Annotated in this window: 14 protein-coding genes and 1 pseudogene; 10 read left to right on the plus strand and 5 right to left on the minus strand. The window is 44.3% G+C overall.

Translation table 11 applies throughout. The features are described from left to right. Positions 1 to 27: 27 nt before the first annotated feature. Entirely contained in the window at positions 28 to 609 is a 582-nt protein-coding gene (locus MKZ13_RS18430; RefSeq protein ID WP_339177210.1) for a TetR/AcrR family transcriptional regulator, read from the minus strand. A gap of 223 nt (positions 610 to 832) precedes the next feature. Here MKZ13_RS18430 and MKZ13_RS18435 point away from each other — a divergent pair, with 223 nt between their 5' ends. The 3 genes from MKZ13_RS18435 (at position 833) to MKZ13_RS18445 (ending at position 3,957) form a co-directional block, all read left to right on the plus strand. Beyond that, positions 833 to 1,948 carry an NADH:flavin oxidoreductase gene (locus tag MKZ13_RS18435; RefSeq protein WP_237174832.1) on the plus strand — a complete coding sequence of 372 codons (1,116 nt, stop codon included), beginning with the start codon at positions 833 to 835 and terminating at the stop codon, positions 1,946 to 1,948. Positions 1,949 to 2,170: 222 nt separating this feature from the next. Then, a complete protein-coding gene (locus MKZ13_RS18440) occupies positions 2,171 to 3,022 on the plus strand; it encodes an AraC family transcriptional regulator (protein ID WP_339177212.1) in 852 nt (283 codons plus the stop codon). Further along, positions 3,019 to 3,957: a DMT family transporter gene (locus tag MKZ13_RS18445; RefSeq protein ID WP_339177213.1), complete on the plus strand. Its 939-nt coding sequence runs from the start codon at positions 3,019 to 3,021 to the stop codon at positions 3,955 to 3,957. Before MKZ13_RS18440 ends, MKZ13_RS18445 begins: the two co-directional genes overlap by 4 nt. A 71-nt stretch (positions 3,958 to 4,028) precedes the next feature. Here MKZ13_RS18445 and MKZ13_RS18450 read toward each other — a convergent pair whose 3' ends face one another. After that, positions 4,029 to 4,730 (minus strand): pseudouridine synthase, encoded by a 702-nt coding sequence (locus MKZ13_RS18450; protein WP_339177215.1) that lies wholly within the window; start codon positions 4,728 to 4,730, stop codon positions 4,029 to 4,031. Positions 4,731 to 4,934: 204 nt separating this feature from the next. Between MKZ13_RS18450 and MKZ13_RS18455 the strand changes: the two genes are divergently transcribed. The 5 genes from MKZ13_RS18455 (at position 4,935) to MKZ13_RS18475 (ending at position 10,581) form a co-directional block, all read left to right on the plus strand. Continuing rightward, complete coding sequence (locus MKZ13_RS18455; RefSeq protein ID WP_339177217.1) at positions 4,935 to 5,567, plus strand: DUF1963 domain-containing protein; 633 nt, start codon at positions 4,935 to 4,937, stop codon at positions 5,565 to 5,567. Positions 5,568 to 5,909: 342 nt separating this feature from the next. After that, complete coding sequence (locus MKZ13_RS18460) at positions 5,910 to 7,118, plus strand: MFS transporter (RefSeq protein ID WP_076210059.1); 1,209 nt, start codon at positions 5,910 to 5,912, stop codon at positions 7,116 to 7,118. A gap of 92 nt (positions 7,119 to 7,210) precedes the next feature. Next, on the plus strand, positions 7,211 to 8,449 hold the full coding sequence (locus tag MKZ13_RS18465) for an aspartate aminotransferase family protein (RefSeq protein WP_339177219.1): 1,239 nt from the start codon (positions 7,211 to 7,213) through the stop codon (positions 8,447 to 8,449). Between the two features lie 274 nt (positions 8,450 to 8,723). Next, entirely contained in the window at positions 8,724 to 9,773 is a 1,050-nt protein-coding gene (locus MKZ13_RS18470; RefSeq protein WP_339177221.1) for an alcohol dehydrogenase catalytic domain-containing protein, read from the plus strand. A gap of 70 nt (positions 9,774 to 9,843) precedes the next feature. Then, positions 9,844 to 10,581 (plus strand): HAD family hydrolase, encoded by a 738-nt coding sequence (locus tag MKZ13_RS18475; protein ID WP_339177224.1) that lies wholly within the window; start codon positions 9,844 to 9,846, stop codon positions 10,579 to 10,581. A 145-nt stretch (positions 10,582 to 10,726) separates the two neighbouring features. Here MKZ13_RS18475 and MKZ13_RS18480 read toward each other — a convergent pair whose 3' ends face one another. Further along, positions 10,727 to 10,909, minus strand: a complete 183-nt coding sequence (locus MKZ13_RS18480) for a YjfB family protein (RefSeq protein ID WP_017687882.1) — start codon at positions 10,907 to 10,909, stop codon at positions 10,727 to 10,729. A 162-nt stretch (positions 10,910 to 11,071) separates the two neighbouring features. Between MKZ13_RS18480 and MKZ13_RS18485 the strand changes: the two genes are divergently transcribed. Then, positions 11,072 to 12,178, plus strand: a complete 1,107-nt coding sequence (locus tag MKZ13_RS18485; protein WP_339177225.1) for a hypothetical protein — start codon at positions 11,072 to 11,074, stop codon at positions 12,176 to 12,178. A 56-nt stretch (positions 12,179 to 12,234) separates the two neighbouring features. Here the strand turns inward: MKZ13_RS18485 and MKZ13_RS18490 are convergent. Continuing rightward, a pseudogene (locus MKZ13_RS18490) lies at positions 12,235 to 12,805 on the minus strand (HAD hydrolase family protein); the annotation flags it as partial. A 5-nt stretch (positions 12,806 to 12,810) separates the two neighbouring features. Between MKZ13_RS18490 and MKZ13_RS18495 the strand changes: the two are divergent. After that, on the plus strand, positions 12,811 to 13,434 hold the full coding sequence (locus MKZ13_RS18495) for an HAD-IA family hydrolase (protein WP_339185414.1): 624 nt from the start codon (positions 12,811 to 12,813) through the stop codon (positions 13,432 to 13,434). Between the two features lie 144 nt (positions 13,435 to 13,578). Here MKZ13_RS18495 and MKZ13_RS18500 read toward each other — a convergent pair whose 3' ends face one another. Beyond that, positions 13,579 to 13,761: a YjfB family protein gene (locus MKZ13_RS18500; protein ID WP_036613510.1), complete on the minus strand. Its 183-nt coding sequence runs from the start codon at positions 13,759 to 13,761 to the stop codon at positions 13,579 to 13,581. Between the last annotated feature and the right edge of the window lie 156 nt (positions 13,762 to 13,917).

Raw genomic sequence — 13,917 nt, forward strand, 5'->3', positions numbered from 1 at the left:
ATAGTCATGCACTTTCGTTAAATGAAGTTAATTCAACAATTCCAATCCGCCCATCATATAGGGTACCACTCTGTTGGCTAATTCAGCCGGGGATTCCTGCCCGCCTTCAATATTCCATCGATATGTCATCCCATAGATCGACCAGCTTAGCATGGTTGCCGTAATTTTCAGTGTTTTGGGATCTACATCTCCCGCTACTTTGCTCATTAATTCAAGAAGGAATTGCTCCAGCTGTGTCTTGATGTTTTCTTCAATAATTGGCGCAACTATCTCATATTTTTTGATGCAACCATTACTTGAGACGTGATAATCACATAATGAAAATATAAGCTGCTGTATGGTTTCGGCTGATAACCGGGCATCCGGTTCCACCCTTTTCGTTACATATTCCATAAAAGCATCCGATAACAAGGCTTCAAGCAATGCATATTTATCCTGAAAATGGGCGTAGAATGTAGCCCTGTTAATTGTGGCTTGTTCCGTAATGTTTTGAATCGTAATGCTGTTGAAATTTTTAAGATTCAATTGGTTTAAAAACGCATCAAGAATTAATTGACGCGTGCGGATTACACGCGGATCATTCGAGTTTGGAGACAATACACCAGACATGCCCCAATCCTCCTTTGTACACAAAATATTTGGCTAGACTCCTTCATTATAGATAAGTGTTATTTGTTCAACAAGTGAAAGTAAGTGCACAGACACCATACAATAATCAGTGTCTTTCGCTTAAGCAACAAAATGCTCCGATTGTTGGTTGAGCATGCCTATAGACCTTGTTAAGATTGCACTCGTACCCGCTTGAAGGTGCAACATAATGGAGGTGCTTAGTTTGAGTGATCAACAACATAACGTTATTTCTACGGAGTTTCTGTTTCAACCATACACCGTTTCAAAGTTAACCCTGTCCTCGCGCATCGTCATGTCCCCCATGGCTCGTGCCTTCTCCCCGGATGGTATCCCGGGCCCCGATGTAGCTGCATATTATCGTCGGCGTGCCGAGCATGGTGTTGGACTCATTATTACCGAAGGTGCGACCATTGAGCATCCATCTGCATCAAGTGAGCCTAGAATCCCTCATATGTATGGAGAAGCAGCTCTTCAAGGCTGGGCTGAAGTGGTCGAACATGTCCATGAAGCGGGCGGCAAGATTTTTCCGCAGATTTTACACATGGGAATCGTTCGTCCTTCAGGATCTAACCCACACCCGGAAGCTGCCTCACTGAGTCCATCGGGAGTTGATATGGAAGGTACTCAAGTAGGTGAGCCAATGACGGAGGCGGAGATCGCAACTGTGATTCAAGCTTATGCAGATGCAGCAGCCAATGCGCAAAGTATTGGTTTTGACGGAATTGAACTTCACGGTGCACATGGTTTTCTAATCGATCAGTTTTTCTGGAAAACAACGAATAGGAGAACGGACCGCTATGGTGGTGACCTTCAGAAACGAACTCAATTCGCGGTTGAACTTGTAATGGCAGTTCGGGCTGCGGTAGGTCCTGATTTCCCTATTGCGATGCGGATCTCCCAATGGAAGATGAATGATTATCAAGCCAGACTGTTCGACACACCCGAACAACTGGGACAATTCCTCAGCTTGTTGGTTGACGCAGGTGTAGATATCTTCCACTGCTCGACACGACGCTTCTGGGAGCCCGAGTTCGAAGGATCTAATCTTGGATTTGCAGGTTGGGTAAGAAAACTGAGTGGCCAAACCACAATTACCGTTGGTTCTGTGGGTATGCCAGATGAGTCTGAAGCAGGAGCAGATAAAGCAACACATCCAGGTATGGGCGAACTCATGAAGCGATATGAGCAACAGGAATTTGATCTGGTAGCTGTGGGACGTGCACTCCTTGGTGATCCGGCATGGGCTGCCAAAATACGCGAAGGACGTGTATCCGAGATACAGGCTTTTACACCTGAAGCACTCGCTACGTTACACTAAGAACAATTACTAATTGTTCAAGACATTTTTTCTCCCATATATATAGGCTTGAACTCATGAATCAACTTTTAGCAAAGGGCTCGCTTTCCTTCCGGGATTGCGGGTATTTTGTTTTTAGAGATATCTGTCTGTTCAAACACTTCGAGCAATAGCAATATCGTTCAAGAAAATTCCTTCTTTGCAACCTATAATGATCTTAACTTACCAGAAAGAAGGTGCATCATGACACGGGAAGTCCGGACTGTAGTATTTGATACCGACTTACAGCTAGAAGCTTATCAATTTGAAGGCATTATGCAGAAGTTTCCCAATCATTTTCATGACTATTACGTCATTGGATTCATTGAACAAGGCAAGCGACACCTCGTCTGCAACAACGAAGAATACATTCTGAATAGCGGAGACATGATTGTTTTTAATCCACATGATCCTCATGCCTGCGAACAGGTGGATGGAAGAACCCTCGATTATCGCTGTATCAATGTCCAGCCTGAGGTTATGCGAGAGTATGTGAGAGAGATTACTGGACAAGCTTACTTGCCACGGTTTACAACCCCCGTTCTCTACCAAAGTGAACTTGTAGGTTCCCTGCACGAGCTGCATCAGATGATTCTGGAAGAGCAATCGGATTTCTGCAAAGAAGAATTGTTACTCTTACTACTGGATCAATTGCTGCGAGATTATTCGGATGCTGAACCACCTGTTTCCACACAGGATGTTACCTTGGAGATCAGACGCATATGTGATTACATAGAAGCTCATTACATGGAAAGCATCTCGCTGAACGAGTTAGCCGACTTGACGGAGATCAGTAAATACCACCTGCTGCGTTTATTCACTCGCCAGAAAGGGATATCACCTTACCGCTACCTGGAAACGATTCGCATTAATCAAGCCAAACGGCTGTTGGAACAAGGTCTGCTTCCAATTGAAGTAGCTGCACAGACAGGATTCAGTGACCAGAGCCACTTCACGAATTTTTTCAAAAAACTGATCGGCCTGACACCCAAGCAATATAGACGTATCTTCAATCATGATTCGGAGTTGAAACGAATCACCACTAACATCGTATGACACGTCATCTTGGTCATCAAAACACTAAAGCATCTACCGGACATTTACTCGCTTTGTTTACTATACTGATCTGGGGAACTACCTTTGTCTCGACGAAGGTTCTACTGATTGACTTTACTCCAGTGGAGATTCTATTTTTCCGTTTCATGATCGGGTATTTGGTACTGTTATTGATCTATCCACGTTCACTGCGGATCGCCTCATTCAGAGAAGAATGGTTATTTATCGGAGCAGGTTTATGCGGGGTGACGTTATATTTTCTCATTGAAAACATTGCTCTGGTGTACACCACTGCTTCCAATGTGGGTGTTATTGTCTCCATTGCCCCTTTCTTCACTGCCGTACTCGCACACTTCTTCTTAGATGGTGAGAAGTTAACTCGCCGCTTCATTATCGGATTCGGGATTGCCTTGAGCGGCATCCTACTCATCGCACTGAACGGCAGTTTCATTCTGCAACTGAATCCGATAGGTGATCTGCTTGCTTTCATAGCACCTGCGGTATGGGCGATCTACTCTGTGTTAATGCGGAAAATTGGTGAGCTTCGTTATCACACCATTAGCGCGACTCGCAAAGTATTCTTCTATGGCTTGATCTTTATGCTGCCAGCTCTTTTCCTGTTTGAATTCCATTGGGAACTCGGGCGCTTCACGAGCGTGACCAATCTTTCCAATTTTCTATACCTCGGTCTGGGTGCCTCCGCGCTGTGTTTCGTGACCTGGAACCGGGCTGTGAATCTTCTCGGAGCTATCCAAACGAGCGTATATATCTATCTGGTGCCTGTCATTACTGTTGTGTCATCTGCACTGATTCTTCAAGAGCAGATAACCTGGGTGATTGTACTCGGTGCGTTCTTAACCCTATTTGGCTCTTACATTTCAGAACGAAAAGGACACAAGCTTAACAACAAAAACACTAATCCACATAGGGGTTAGTGTTTGCTTCATTTTTTACTGATATGACTGGACATCATGGTTGACCACCGTTGACATGCAGCAGAAGTCATTCATTTTATCTCATTTAATTGAGACAGCAGAATCTCCAGTTCCTCTTGCTCCAGATGACGCCATTGCCCCCGCTCCAGTTGATCCAGCGTAATATTCATAATTCGCACACGCTCCAGCTTGAGGACTCGGTACCCCAAGGCTTTGCACATTCTCCGGATTTGCAGGTTGAGACCTTGTGTCAGAATAATACGAAATACATTGTCACTTTGCTTATACACTTCGCAGGGCTTGGTCACCACGTCCAGAATTTCAACGCCATCCGACATGGACTTTACGAATTCGTCAGTTATGGGTTTGTCTACAGTCACTACATATTCTTTATCATGATTATGCTCCGAACGCATCATCTTGTTCACAATACCTCCGTCATTCGTAAGCAAAATCAACCCCTCAGATGCCTTATCCAGCCTGCCTATCGCAAATATGCGAGAAGGATAATTCATATATTGAATGATGTTCCCCTTCACATGTTCTGCTGCTGTGCAGACAATACCGATGGGTTTGTTCAAAGCAATATAGACAGGTTCGCTGTCATTACGAGGGATCTCCTTCCCATCAATGAGTACCACATCGCGAGTTTCAATTTCCGCCCCTTTTTCACATACCCTGCCATTGATCGTTATGCGCCCAGCTGCAATTAAACGGTTCGTTTCTCTGCGGGAGCAGAATCCCGTTTCACTTATGTATTTGTTAATTAGCATATGTCACCACTTCTCATCTATAGTATTGCCACTGGTTCTTAGAGTGCTGGTACGTTCATTCGCATCGTGCAATGAGTTAGTACCTTGTACTGATTTTCATTCCACATCATCTCATTTATACTGAAACGAAGCAATGAATGGTTATATAAAAACACATACACCGTTACATAGGAAAGCCCAAATACACTCTGGAAGGAGTTTCTCATGTACAAAGTTACTCGATTTACAGTTGACCCCGATGATCCCAACCAAGACTCTGGCATGTGGATTGGTGGAGAAACTGCATACGTTTCCGACTGGCCACTCAACCCTGATGGTCAGCCTTTATTGCATCTGTTCTCCATCAATTGTAATACACTTTCACAGCAGGTCCATATCCCATCTTTACCACAAGATAAATATATCTCGGTCTTCTCGACCTACTCCGCCTCCGAATATTTTCTGGATCAGGTAATCTATACGGGAGATGAGCTGGAATGGAACGAGAATATTCTTGCCGGAAGCACTTATGTCTCGGTATCTTCGCATCCACTTACTTCCGTATGTCCCGTTCCACCCATTCCGTTAAGCGGCGTACGTTTGATTGAAACGGAGTTAGACGATGAGGCGTTCCCTGCATTTTCATTTTTCTCTCCCACTTTACCAAACGGTGTGAAAGGAATTGACCATTTGCTAGAGGAACATCAACTGGTGTGTCAAATATATTCCGGAGATTTTCCTGAGCCTTATCGGGATATATTGGGTCTTCCCGATGCAAATGGTTATTTATTTTTGCGAAAGGGTCCCGCGTCTGCTTACGCACCATTCGATGGAATTTTCTTTGTACAGACTGCTTAATAGCGATACGTGGAAGTCAGGTATCATCATATAAAACGGTTAATCAGAACGTTTCCCGTCTACTCAGACAGGGAACTTTTTTTATATATGCACGTTTTACTATTCTCGATCAATACAGATGCCAAACCCTGTTAAACGGTCATATGAATTGGATCATATTTATCCTTTCGACACGAAATCGTTTTACATGAAACTTAGCACGAGAAATATTTCTCTTCATCAAAATTTAACATTATTTTACAACAAAAAGCATGTACATTTGTGCATTTATGGTATAAGTTATATATGAAATAAACATTAATTACATAATATAAAATTTTTATCCAACTAGGAGGCGAGCTTTTGAAAAGAATATTCGCTCTAAGCTGCGGTTTTTATCTGTTAATCGGCATAACCAGCGTTGTGCTCGGTGCACTTCTCCCTGTTTTATTGTCACATTATGAGCGCGGTTACAGTGATGGCGGATTTTTGTTATTTCTGCAGTTTCTTGGATTTCTTGTCGGTGTAATCGCAGCTCCTGCCCTGACAGCCCGTATCGGAAGAAAAGCGATGCTGACCCTTGCACTGATCTGTATTGTAGCCGCCTATATATTACTCGGTTTTCTGCCATCCTGGTCTGTAGTTCTTCTTCTAACGATTATCGTAGGTTTCGGTTCAGGTATCATCGAACCCTCTGTAGGTGCTTTCACGATCGAATTCACTGAGAATCAGAAGGCGGTCGCCATGTCCAAGCTGGATGTCTTCTTTGCTCTTGGAGCACTTCTCATCCCGGCTGTTGCTGCTTTATTCATCTGGATGGAGCTGTGGCATCTTACTTTTTATACGGTCGCCGTGTTGTCACTGATTCTCATGCTGCTGTGGATCACAATGCCCCGGCCAGCCGCACTGTATCTGGAACAGGCTGGCGAGAATACAGTGGCACATGCAGCAGGTAAAGCCCAATATTCGAGAAAACATCTGGGTCTGCTGACAATCTTCGTCATCTTCTTTTTCATCTACATGGGATTGGAACTGGGATTGATGAACTTCCTGCCCTCCATTCTCGTAGAACGACTGCACCTTCAGGAATCTGTTGCATCGCTGAGTGTCTCCATCCTGTGGATTGCGATGATCATCGGTCGTCTTTTCTCCGGAAAAATAGCGGAAGCCGTCAACTATATGCCTTTCCTGATCTGGAGTACGGTTGGCACGCTTTTGTTTACGGTCGCTATGGTATTTGTAACTGGACAGTGGGCAACGTATGTGCTCATCTTCGGAACCGGTCTGTTCATGTCAGGGCTGTTCTGTATCGCACTTGTCTATGCAAATGTTCTGATTCCCGGCATGACCGAGCGGACAACCAGTATCCTGATCGCATCGGGGGGGATTGGAGGTGCCATCTTGCAGTATGTGACTGGATGGAGTATGAGCACAGGTCCTGTCGTGAATACGATCTGGATTTTGGCCGGATTCTGTCTGATCTTGCTTGTTACTTTGATGGTCTCTCATCTATGGACTGTAAAAAATAATGCAGTACGTGCTGCTCTCGCACAACATAGCAAGGAAATGTAAACATCGTTTCTTAAGGGAGGTGATGCCCGCATCATCCGGGATTTTTTGAGCTTCGTTCGAGCTAGTACACCATTACAATTGGAGGAAATCGTATGCAAACTTTAACCAACAACCGCTTCATAGCCGGAAAAGGGATTAAGTTGATTGACGATTCAGGTGTTGAATACCTGGACGGCGTGTCGGGAACATTCAATCTGTCACTGGGCTATAATCACCCACATGTAGTCAGCAAAATTCAGGAACAAGTCGGCAATCTGACGCATATGTCTTCCTCCTTCACTGAACCGTACGTAAATGAAGTACTTGATCACTTAATCGAATATGCTCCAAACGACATTAATGCCGGATGGATGCGGGATATCACTGGTTCAACTGCCAACGAATGTGCAACCAAAATTGCACAGAAGTATACCGAATCGACAGACATCATCAGCCTGTATCTATCCCATCATGGGCAGACCCAATTTGCCACCGGGATTTCAGGGAATGCCTTCCGGCGGAAACGCTTCCCCAATTCGGCTGTGGCTAACGCGGTCCATGTACCTGCCCCATACTGTTTTCGTTGCCCATTCAAATCCTCAAATGGAGACTGCGCCTATCAATGCGTTGAAGCTATATCTGATGCGATAGAATATGCAAGTTCCGGCTCAGTCGCCTGCATGATCATCGAGCCCATTCTCGGGAATGGCGGCAATATCATTCCTCCTGCCGGATATTTCAAACGTCTGCGTAAACTGTGTGATGAGTACAATATTATTCTTATTGCCGACGAAGTGCAGACAGGAATCGGTCGTACCGGAACCATGTTTGCCAGCGAACTGTTTGATATCCAGCCTGACATGATTACCCTTGCGAAAGGTCTTGGCGGGATCGGCGTACCTGTTGCTGCGGTGTTAATGCAATCCCGGCTGAACGTGCTCGAAAAGCACGAACACTCCTTCACCTCAGGAAGCAATCTGATCTCCGTAACCGCTGCCAAATCCACATTGGAAGTGGTATCCGAACCCGGCTTCCTGGATGCGGTGAAACGCAAAGGTGAAATTTTGGGTGAATTGCTGCATGAATTGGCTATGAAATACCCAAGTATCGGTGAAGCTCGTGGTGTCGGGTTAATGTGGGGGCTCGAGATTGTAGGTGACGGTAATGAACCGGATACGCTCAAAACCAATGCCATTGTTGACCGTGCTTTTACAGATGAGCATCTAATCTTGAGAAGTTCAAGATATGGATTTGGCAACGTTGTTAAGGTCCGGCCTTCCCTTACTACAACCGAAGACGAACTGGTAGAGATCGTGGAGCGACTGGATTCAGTGCTCGCCAGCGTTAATTAAAACATTTCAATGCAACTGTTCGAAGTGGTCGTTTCGGTTACGAATCGTTCTTATGATCGCTGTTATCCACGGATTTTCTTGATTTCCCTTTCCCAAGGGAAAAATCCGTTGATAGCGTATGCTTTCGAAGCAGCTTTCTTTCAGAAAACTTTGAGGCGAACGCTTCGCTTCTCCAGAATCGATTTCGTCCCCTTCACTACTTTCGTATCTTGAAAAAACTGTTTAAGATGAATCGCTATATTTATATTTTATATAATTATAAGGAGGTTATATCATGCTTGCATTGGTATACAAATCGGCTTGGGATGTGGCGCTTGAGGAACGGCCTGTCCCGGAAATTACAAGAGATAATCAGGTGTTGGTTCGTATTCGGGCGACAGGTGTATGTGGTACCGATCTCGGTATTGTCAGCGGCAAATATCATGCAGTTCCTTCTGTCATTCTCGGTCATGAGTCTGCCGGGGAAGTCATTGATGTTGGCTCTGCGGTAACGACATTACAACCGGGCGACCGTGTTGTGATCGATCCTACCTACTATTGCGGACAATGTGACATGTGCAGAACAGGCAGACAAAATCATTGCACACACAAGTCTGTTACCGAGACAGGTGTGAGTGCTGACGGAACATTTACAGATTATTATGTGACCGAGGATCGTTTTTTGTACAAATTGAAGGACCATGTGAGCTATGAAGAAGCAACTTTGACGGAACCACTCAGCTGTATGCTGACGGGGATTAATCAGATTCATCTACTGCCGAATTTCAGAACAATCATCCTCGGCGCAGGCCCGATTGGCATTCTGTACAGCTACGCGCTCGCTTCCAAAGGGGTCACCGGCTGTCTCGTCGACATCTCCGAAGAACGCTTAGCCATTGCTGGCTCCATTGCACCTGATCGTTGGGAAGTTCATTCATCCTTCGAAAATGCAATAGAATCACTGTCACCCGCAACCCAACAGGTCGATATGATTGTGGATACAACTGGCGTTGTGGGCACACAAGTGCTATCCCAGCTCGCCAGCGGCGGTTACCTGATGCTGGTTGGTCTGAGAGATGGAAACACATCCTTCAATCCCAAGGAAGTTGTGGACCGCAGTCTAAAAATTATTGGTTCCATTGATTCTCTGGGAACATTTGCAACCGCACATTATATGATTGAACAAGGGATTATTCCGGCAAAAAAAATCATCACCCACTCCTTCCCGTTGGAGGATTACGAAGAAGCATTCCGCACACTTGGCTGCGATATTCAGGGACGCACACTTCAAGCCTCTTCACATGCCATTAAAGTTGTGCTGCAATCCAGCGGTTCCAGTTTCTAAAGTGGAACGTCAACCATGAATGGACTACATTAGAGATATATGTATACACAATCCTGGAGGAGGAATACACATGGCAGCGAACAAAGAATCTAACGGACTGGGAGCCCCCAATGATGACATCATTCAAGCGGTCATTTTTGACATGGATGGTGTACTGATTGACAGCGAACCGATTTATTTTGAGATTGAGCGCAGCTCCTTTGCCCATTTTGGAGCAAAGGTGACTGATGAAGAACATCATACCTATGTTGGAGTTACACTGGAATCCATGTGGCAGCAGGTATTGGACAAACATCAGCTGACAGCTACGCTGGAAGAAATATATGCTTATCATCAGCATAATGTGATGCAAACCATGCTTGCCCATCCGAATCTGACGGCGATGCCTTCCGTGGAACGCTGGTTAAGCTGGTTACATGAACAACATGTACCCATAGCCGTTGCTTCTTCCTCTCCACGTGCACTGATTGATTTGATCATGGACAAAACCGGACTTGGACAATACTTTGAGGTGCGAATGACAGGTGAGGAAGTTACAAACGGCAAGCCGGCACCAGACATTTTCCTGACCACAGCTGAGATGATCGGTGCATCCCCTTCGAATTGTCTGGTGATCGAGGACTCGCTTAATGGTGTTCAGGCCGCCAAAAGTGCAGGCATGCGCTGTATCGGATATCGCAATCCGGGATCAGGCAATCAGGACTTGTCCAAAGCCGATCTTCAGATTTCCAGTTACGATGAGTTATGGACATTGAAGAATACACTGCCCTTTGAAGGCCGATTGCCAAGCTTGTCAAAGCTTCGCTGAGAAGATCGTAATAAAAAGATCGTAATTTCGGAATGAATATTCAGAAAAAAAACGACCCAAACGGCTTCAATTCATTCGAATTGGAGCTGTTTGGGTTTTGCTTGCTGCAATGGGTGTTACATGAGGACACATGCTGTAATTTCAACTAAACCGAAAGATCGAGACTTCCACCCAGATTGGGGTGAGGAGCAGGCACTGACTTCAACATTTCCGCCATCTGCTGGCCTTGCTGCTGTGCCATGTCTTTTGTAATCGACATCACTTGCAAGCTTGCCGACTGCACTACTGAAGCTTGGCTCATCGCCATTGATAATGCTGCAATATCCATGTTCTACACTCCTTTCACTTTCTGGTTACATAGATGTACTTATTATATATTCGTCAGAAGGGAGGAAATGTTGAACAACTCGGATCAAGCAAATAATTACCTGTTATGGCTGTTAGCTTCATGCTATAGTTTTAAGGTAAAAAAATAAAAGGAGAATCTGTAATGAAAAGTCTTAAGAGATTAATCTGTATTTTTATTAGTTTTAGTTTACTGTTCGTATTACTTCCGCCTCACATGTTTGCGGCTAGTAATCCTCTAGCTGAGTCTTACCGAGATATTGAATACACTATATTCATTGATGGAAAGCTTGCGAGTTTCAACGATCAAGCATACCTAGCGGATAACGGTACCGTCTACATTCCTATCAAAATGTTCAAACAAATCGGTTCACTTATTGCTGTAGGAAATGGATTTGAAGTCAAAACCAAATTAAATAAAGAACAAGTAAGTAAGAAAGACACCATTTTGTACAAAGGAATAACCTACATATCATTCGAGAAGTTTCTAAAGGTTTCCGGTTACTCAGGCAGGAATGAAGATAATTTAATGGTAGCATTTATATGGGGAGACGAGGACGGAGCAACACGGACTAAGAAATTAATGAACGGAGTCCTTAGTGTTCCCAAAGCATATCGTTCCGCTTTTGGATCAAAAGTATACTCTTATGCACTAGATCAACCTGGCTGGATCGTCAGCATGACCCAACTTTATCAACTCACGGAAGTAACTATACAATCAGCAAATGGAAAGACCGTCACAGAATACATATATAAGGACATTGGATTTTCGAATTTTTGTTATTATTTTGATTACGAATATTTCATACATATCGCTTTTAAGGGGGGCGAATATTGGGCTAACAAAAATAGTTTACCTTCTTCAAATCCGCTTTATCATTTAGAAAAAATAAAAATTATTTCCGTTGATATTAAGAAAAATAATGTAATTGTGAAAGCCAAAAGAGCTAGTGGGAAGTCGATTACGTTCAAGTTGCCTGTTACAGACGATCCAAATGAATTTATTAATGGGTTGTTCTATGACAGTGACCCTAAAAAAGATTACCCAGGCTGGTCTTCAAACGTCTGGAAACTTATTAGTCAGCAAAAGATCAAATTAGGGATGACGTTTAATCAAGTGTTACTTTCTTGGGGGAGTCCAAATAGCACCAGTAACTCTACTAGTTCATTAGGTTCTATTGATATTTGGGTCTATGGAAATACCTACGTAACCTTCTACAATGGACAGATATATTCATGGTCCGATTACTAAAATTCGAGAGCAACTAGGTTGCTCTCTTTTTATTAGCTGTTCATTAGTGAATCAACTTACCCTTCAATCAATCCATACTTCACAAAACTATGATACAATCCATCTTCCTCTACTGTTCCAGTAATAACATCTGCAATAGCTTTCAGTCCAGGCTTTGCATTCCCCATGGCAATTCCGATATTACAAAATTCCAACATCTCGGCATCATTCATGCCATCACCGATGGCGCATGTATCTTCTTGGGACATGCCTAAATGCTTCAGCAGATCGGCGATCGCAAATCGCTTTGTGAATGCCAGGGATCATTAGTTCACCACTTCCTTCACCAAAGATCGGCACAGTGCACTGAATGACTTCGAATTTTCCTTCAAACTCTTGCTTGATCCGCTCAAACGGGATGGCTGAGCTCTCCAAGAAACATACCTTGTTCACATCATCCTTATACAGGTCGGCCTCTCCATACGTTAATCCGGCAATAAACGGGTGCGATTTCAGCTCCTTCTTCTCTCTGGCTACAGGGTCATTCTCCACATCACCATAGATGCGGCTTTCCAGGTGAGGTTGAAGATTGCTACTCGCATACAGAGCCGAATTGGATTCAAGGTAGAAGTCAATGCCGTTTTTATTTCGAGATTGAGCGCAGCTCTTTTACCCATTTTGGAGCCAGGGTGACTGATGAAGAACATCATTCCTATGTTGGAGTTACGCTGGAATCCATGTGGCAGCAAGTACTGGACAAACATCAGCTGACAGCTACGCTGGAAGAAATATTTGCTTATCATCAGCACAATGTGATGCAAACCATGCTTGCCCATTCGAATCTGACGGCGATGCCTTCCGTGGAACGCTGGTTAAGCTGGCTCCATGAGCAACACATTCCCATAGCGGTAGCTTCTTCCTCTCCACGTGCACTGATTGATCTGATCATGGACAAAACCGGACTTGGGCTATACTTTGAGGTGCGAATGACAGGTGAGGAAGTTACGAACGGCAAGCCGGCACCAGATATTTTCCTGACCACCGCTGAGATGATCGGTGCATCCCCTTCGAATTGTCTGGTGATCGAGGACTCGCGTAATGGTGTTCAGGCCGCCAAAAGTGCAGGCATGCGCTGTATCGGATATCGCAATCCGGGATCAGGCAACCAGGACTTGTCCAAAGCCGATCTTCAGATTTCCAGTTACGATGAGTTATGGACATTGAAGAATACACTGCCCTTTGAAGGCCGATTGCCAAGCTTGTCAAAGCTTCGCTGAGAAGATCGTAATAAAAAGATCGTAATTTAGGAATGAGTATTCAGAAAAAAACAACCCAAACGGCTTCAATTCATTCGAATTGGAGCTGTTTGGGTTTTGCTTGCTGCAATGGGTGTTACATAAGAATACATGCTGTAATTTCAACTAAACCGAAAGATCGAGACTTCTCCCCAGATTGGGATGAGGAGCAGGCATTGACTTCAACATTTCCGCCATCTGCTGGCCTTGCTGCTGTGCCATGTCTTTTGTAATCGACATCACTTGCAAGCTTGCCGACTGCACTACTGAAGCTTGGCTCATCGCCATTGATAATGCTGCAATATCCATGTTCTACACTCCTTTCACTTTCTGGTTACATAGATGTACTTATTATATATCGGTTAGAAGGGAGCAAATGTTAAAAGGTCGATCAAAATGAATAGGGGAATCCATTCCATTCAATCATAACCGCCCTCAGCTTGGGGTAGTTCTTTGTAGACTTCT

Source organism: Paenibacillus sp. FSL R5-0701 (genome assembly GCF_037973995.1).
Taxonomy (GTDB): Bacteria; Bacillota; Bacilli; order Paenibacillales; family Paenibacillaceae; genus Paenibacillus.

Excerpts from the sequence above, each read along its gene's own strand:
- MKZ13_RS18430 (WP_339177210.1), bottom strand. The coding sequence starts at position 609 with ATGTCTGGTGTATTGTCTCCAAACTCGAATGATCCGCGTGTAATCCGC.
- MKZ13_RS18440 (WP_339177212.1), top strand. The coding sequence starts at position 2,171 with ATGACACGGGAAGTCCGGACTGTAGTATTTGATACCGACTTACAGCTA.
- MKZ13_RS18445 (WP_339177213.1), top strand. The coding sequence starts at position 3,019 with ATGACACGTCATCTTGGTCATCAAAACACTAAAGCATCTACCGGACAT.
- MKZ13_RS18450 (WP_339177215.1), bottom strand. The coding sequence starts at position 4,730 with ATGCTAATTAACAAATACATAAGTGAAACGGGATTCTGCTCCCGCAGA.
- MKZ13_RS18455 (WP_339177217.1), top strand. The coding sequence starts at position 4,935 with ATGTACAAAGTTACTCGATTTACAGTTGACCCCGATGATCCCAACCAA.
- MKZ13_RS18465 (WP_339177219.1), top strand. The coding sequence starts at position 7,211 with ATGCAAACTTTAACCAACAACCGCTTCATAGCCGGAAAAGGGATTAAG.
- MKZ13_RS18470 (WP_339177221.1), top strand. The coding sequence starts at position 8,724 with ATGCTTGCATTGGTATACAAATCGGCTTGGGATGTGGCGCTTGAGGAA.
- MKZ13_RS18475 (WP_339177224.1), top strand. The coding sequence starts at position 9,844 with ATGGCAGCGAACAAAGAATCTAACGGACTGGGAGCCCCCAATGATGAC.
- MKZ13_RS18480 (WP_017687882.1), bottom strand. The coding sequence starts at position 10,909 with ATGGATATTGCAGCATTATCAATGGCGATGAGCCAAGCTTCAGTAGTG.
- MKZ13_RS18485 (WP_339177225.1), top strand. The coding sequence starts at position 11,072 with ATGAAAAGTCTTAAGAGATTAATCTGTATTTTTATTAGTTTTAGTTTA.
- MKZ13_RS18500 (WP_036613510.1), bottom strand. The coding sequence starts at position 13,761 with ATGGATATTGCAGCATTATCAATGGCGATGAGCCAAGCTTCAGTAGTG.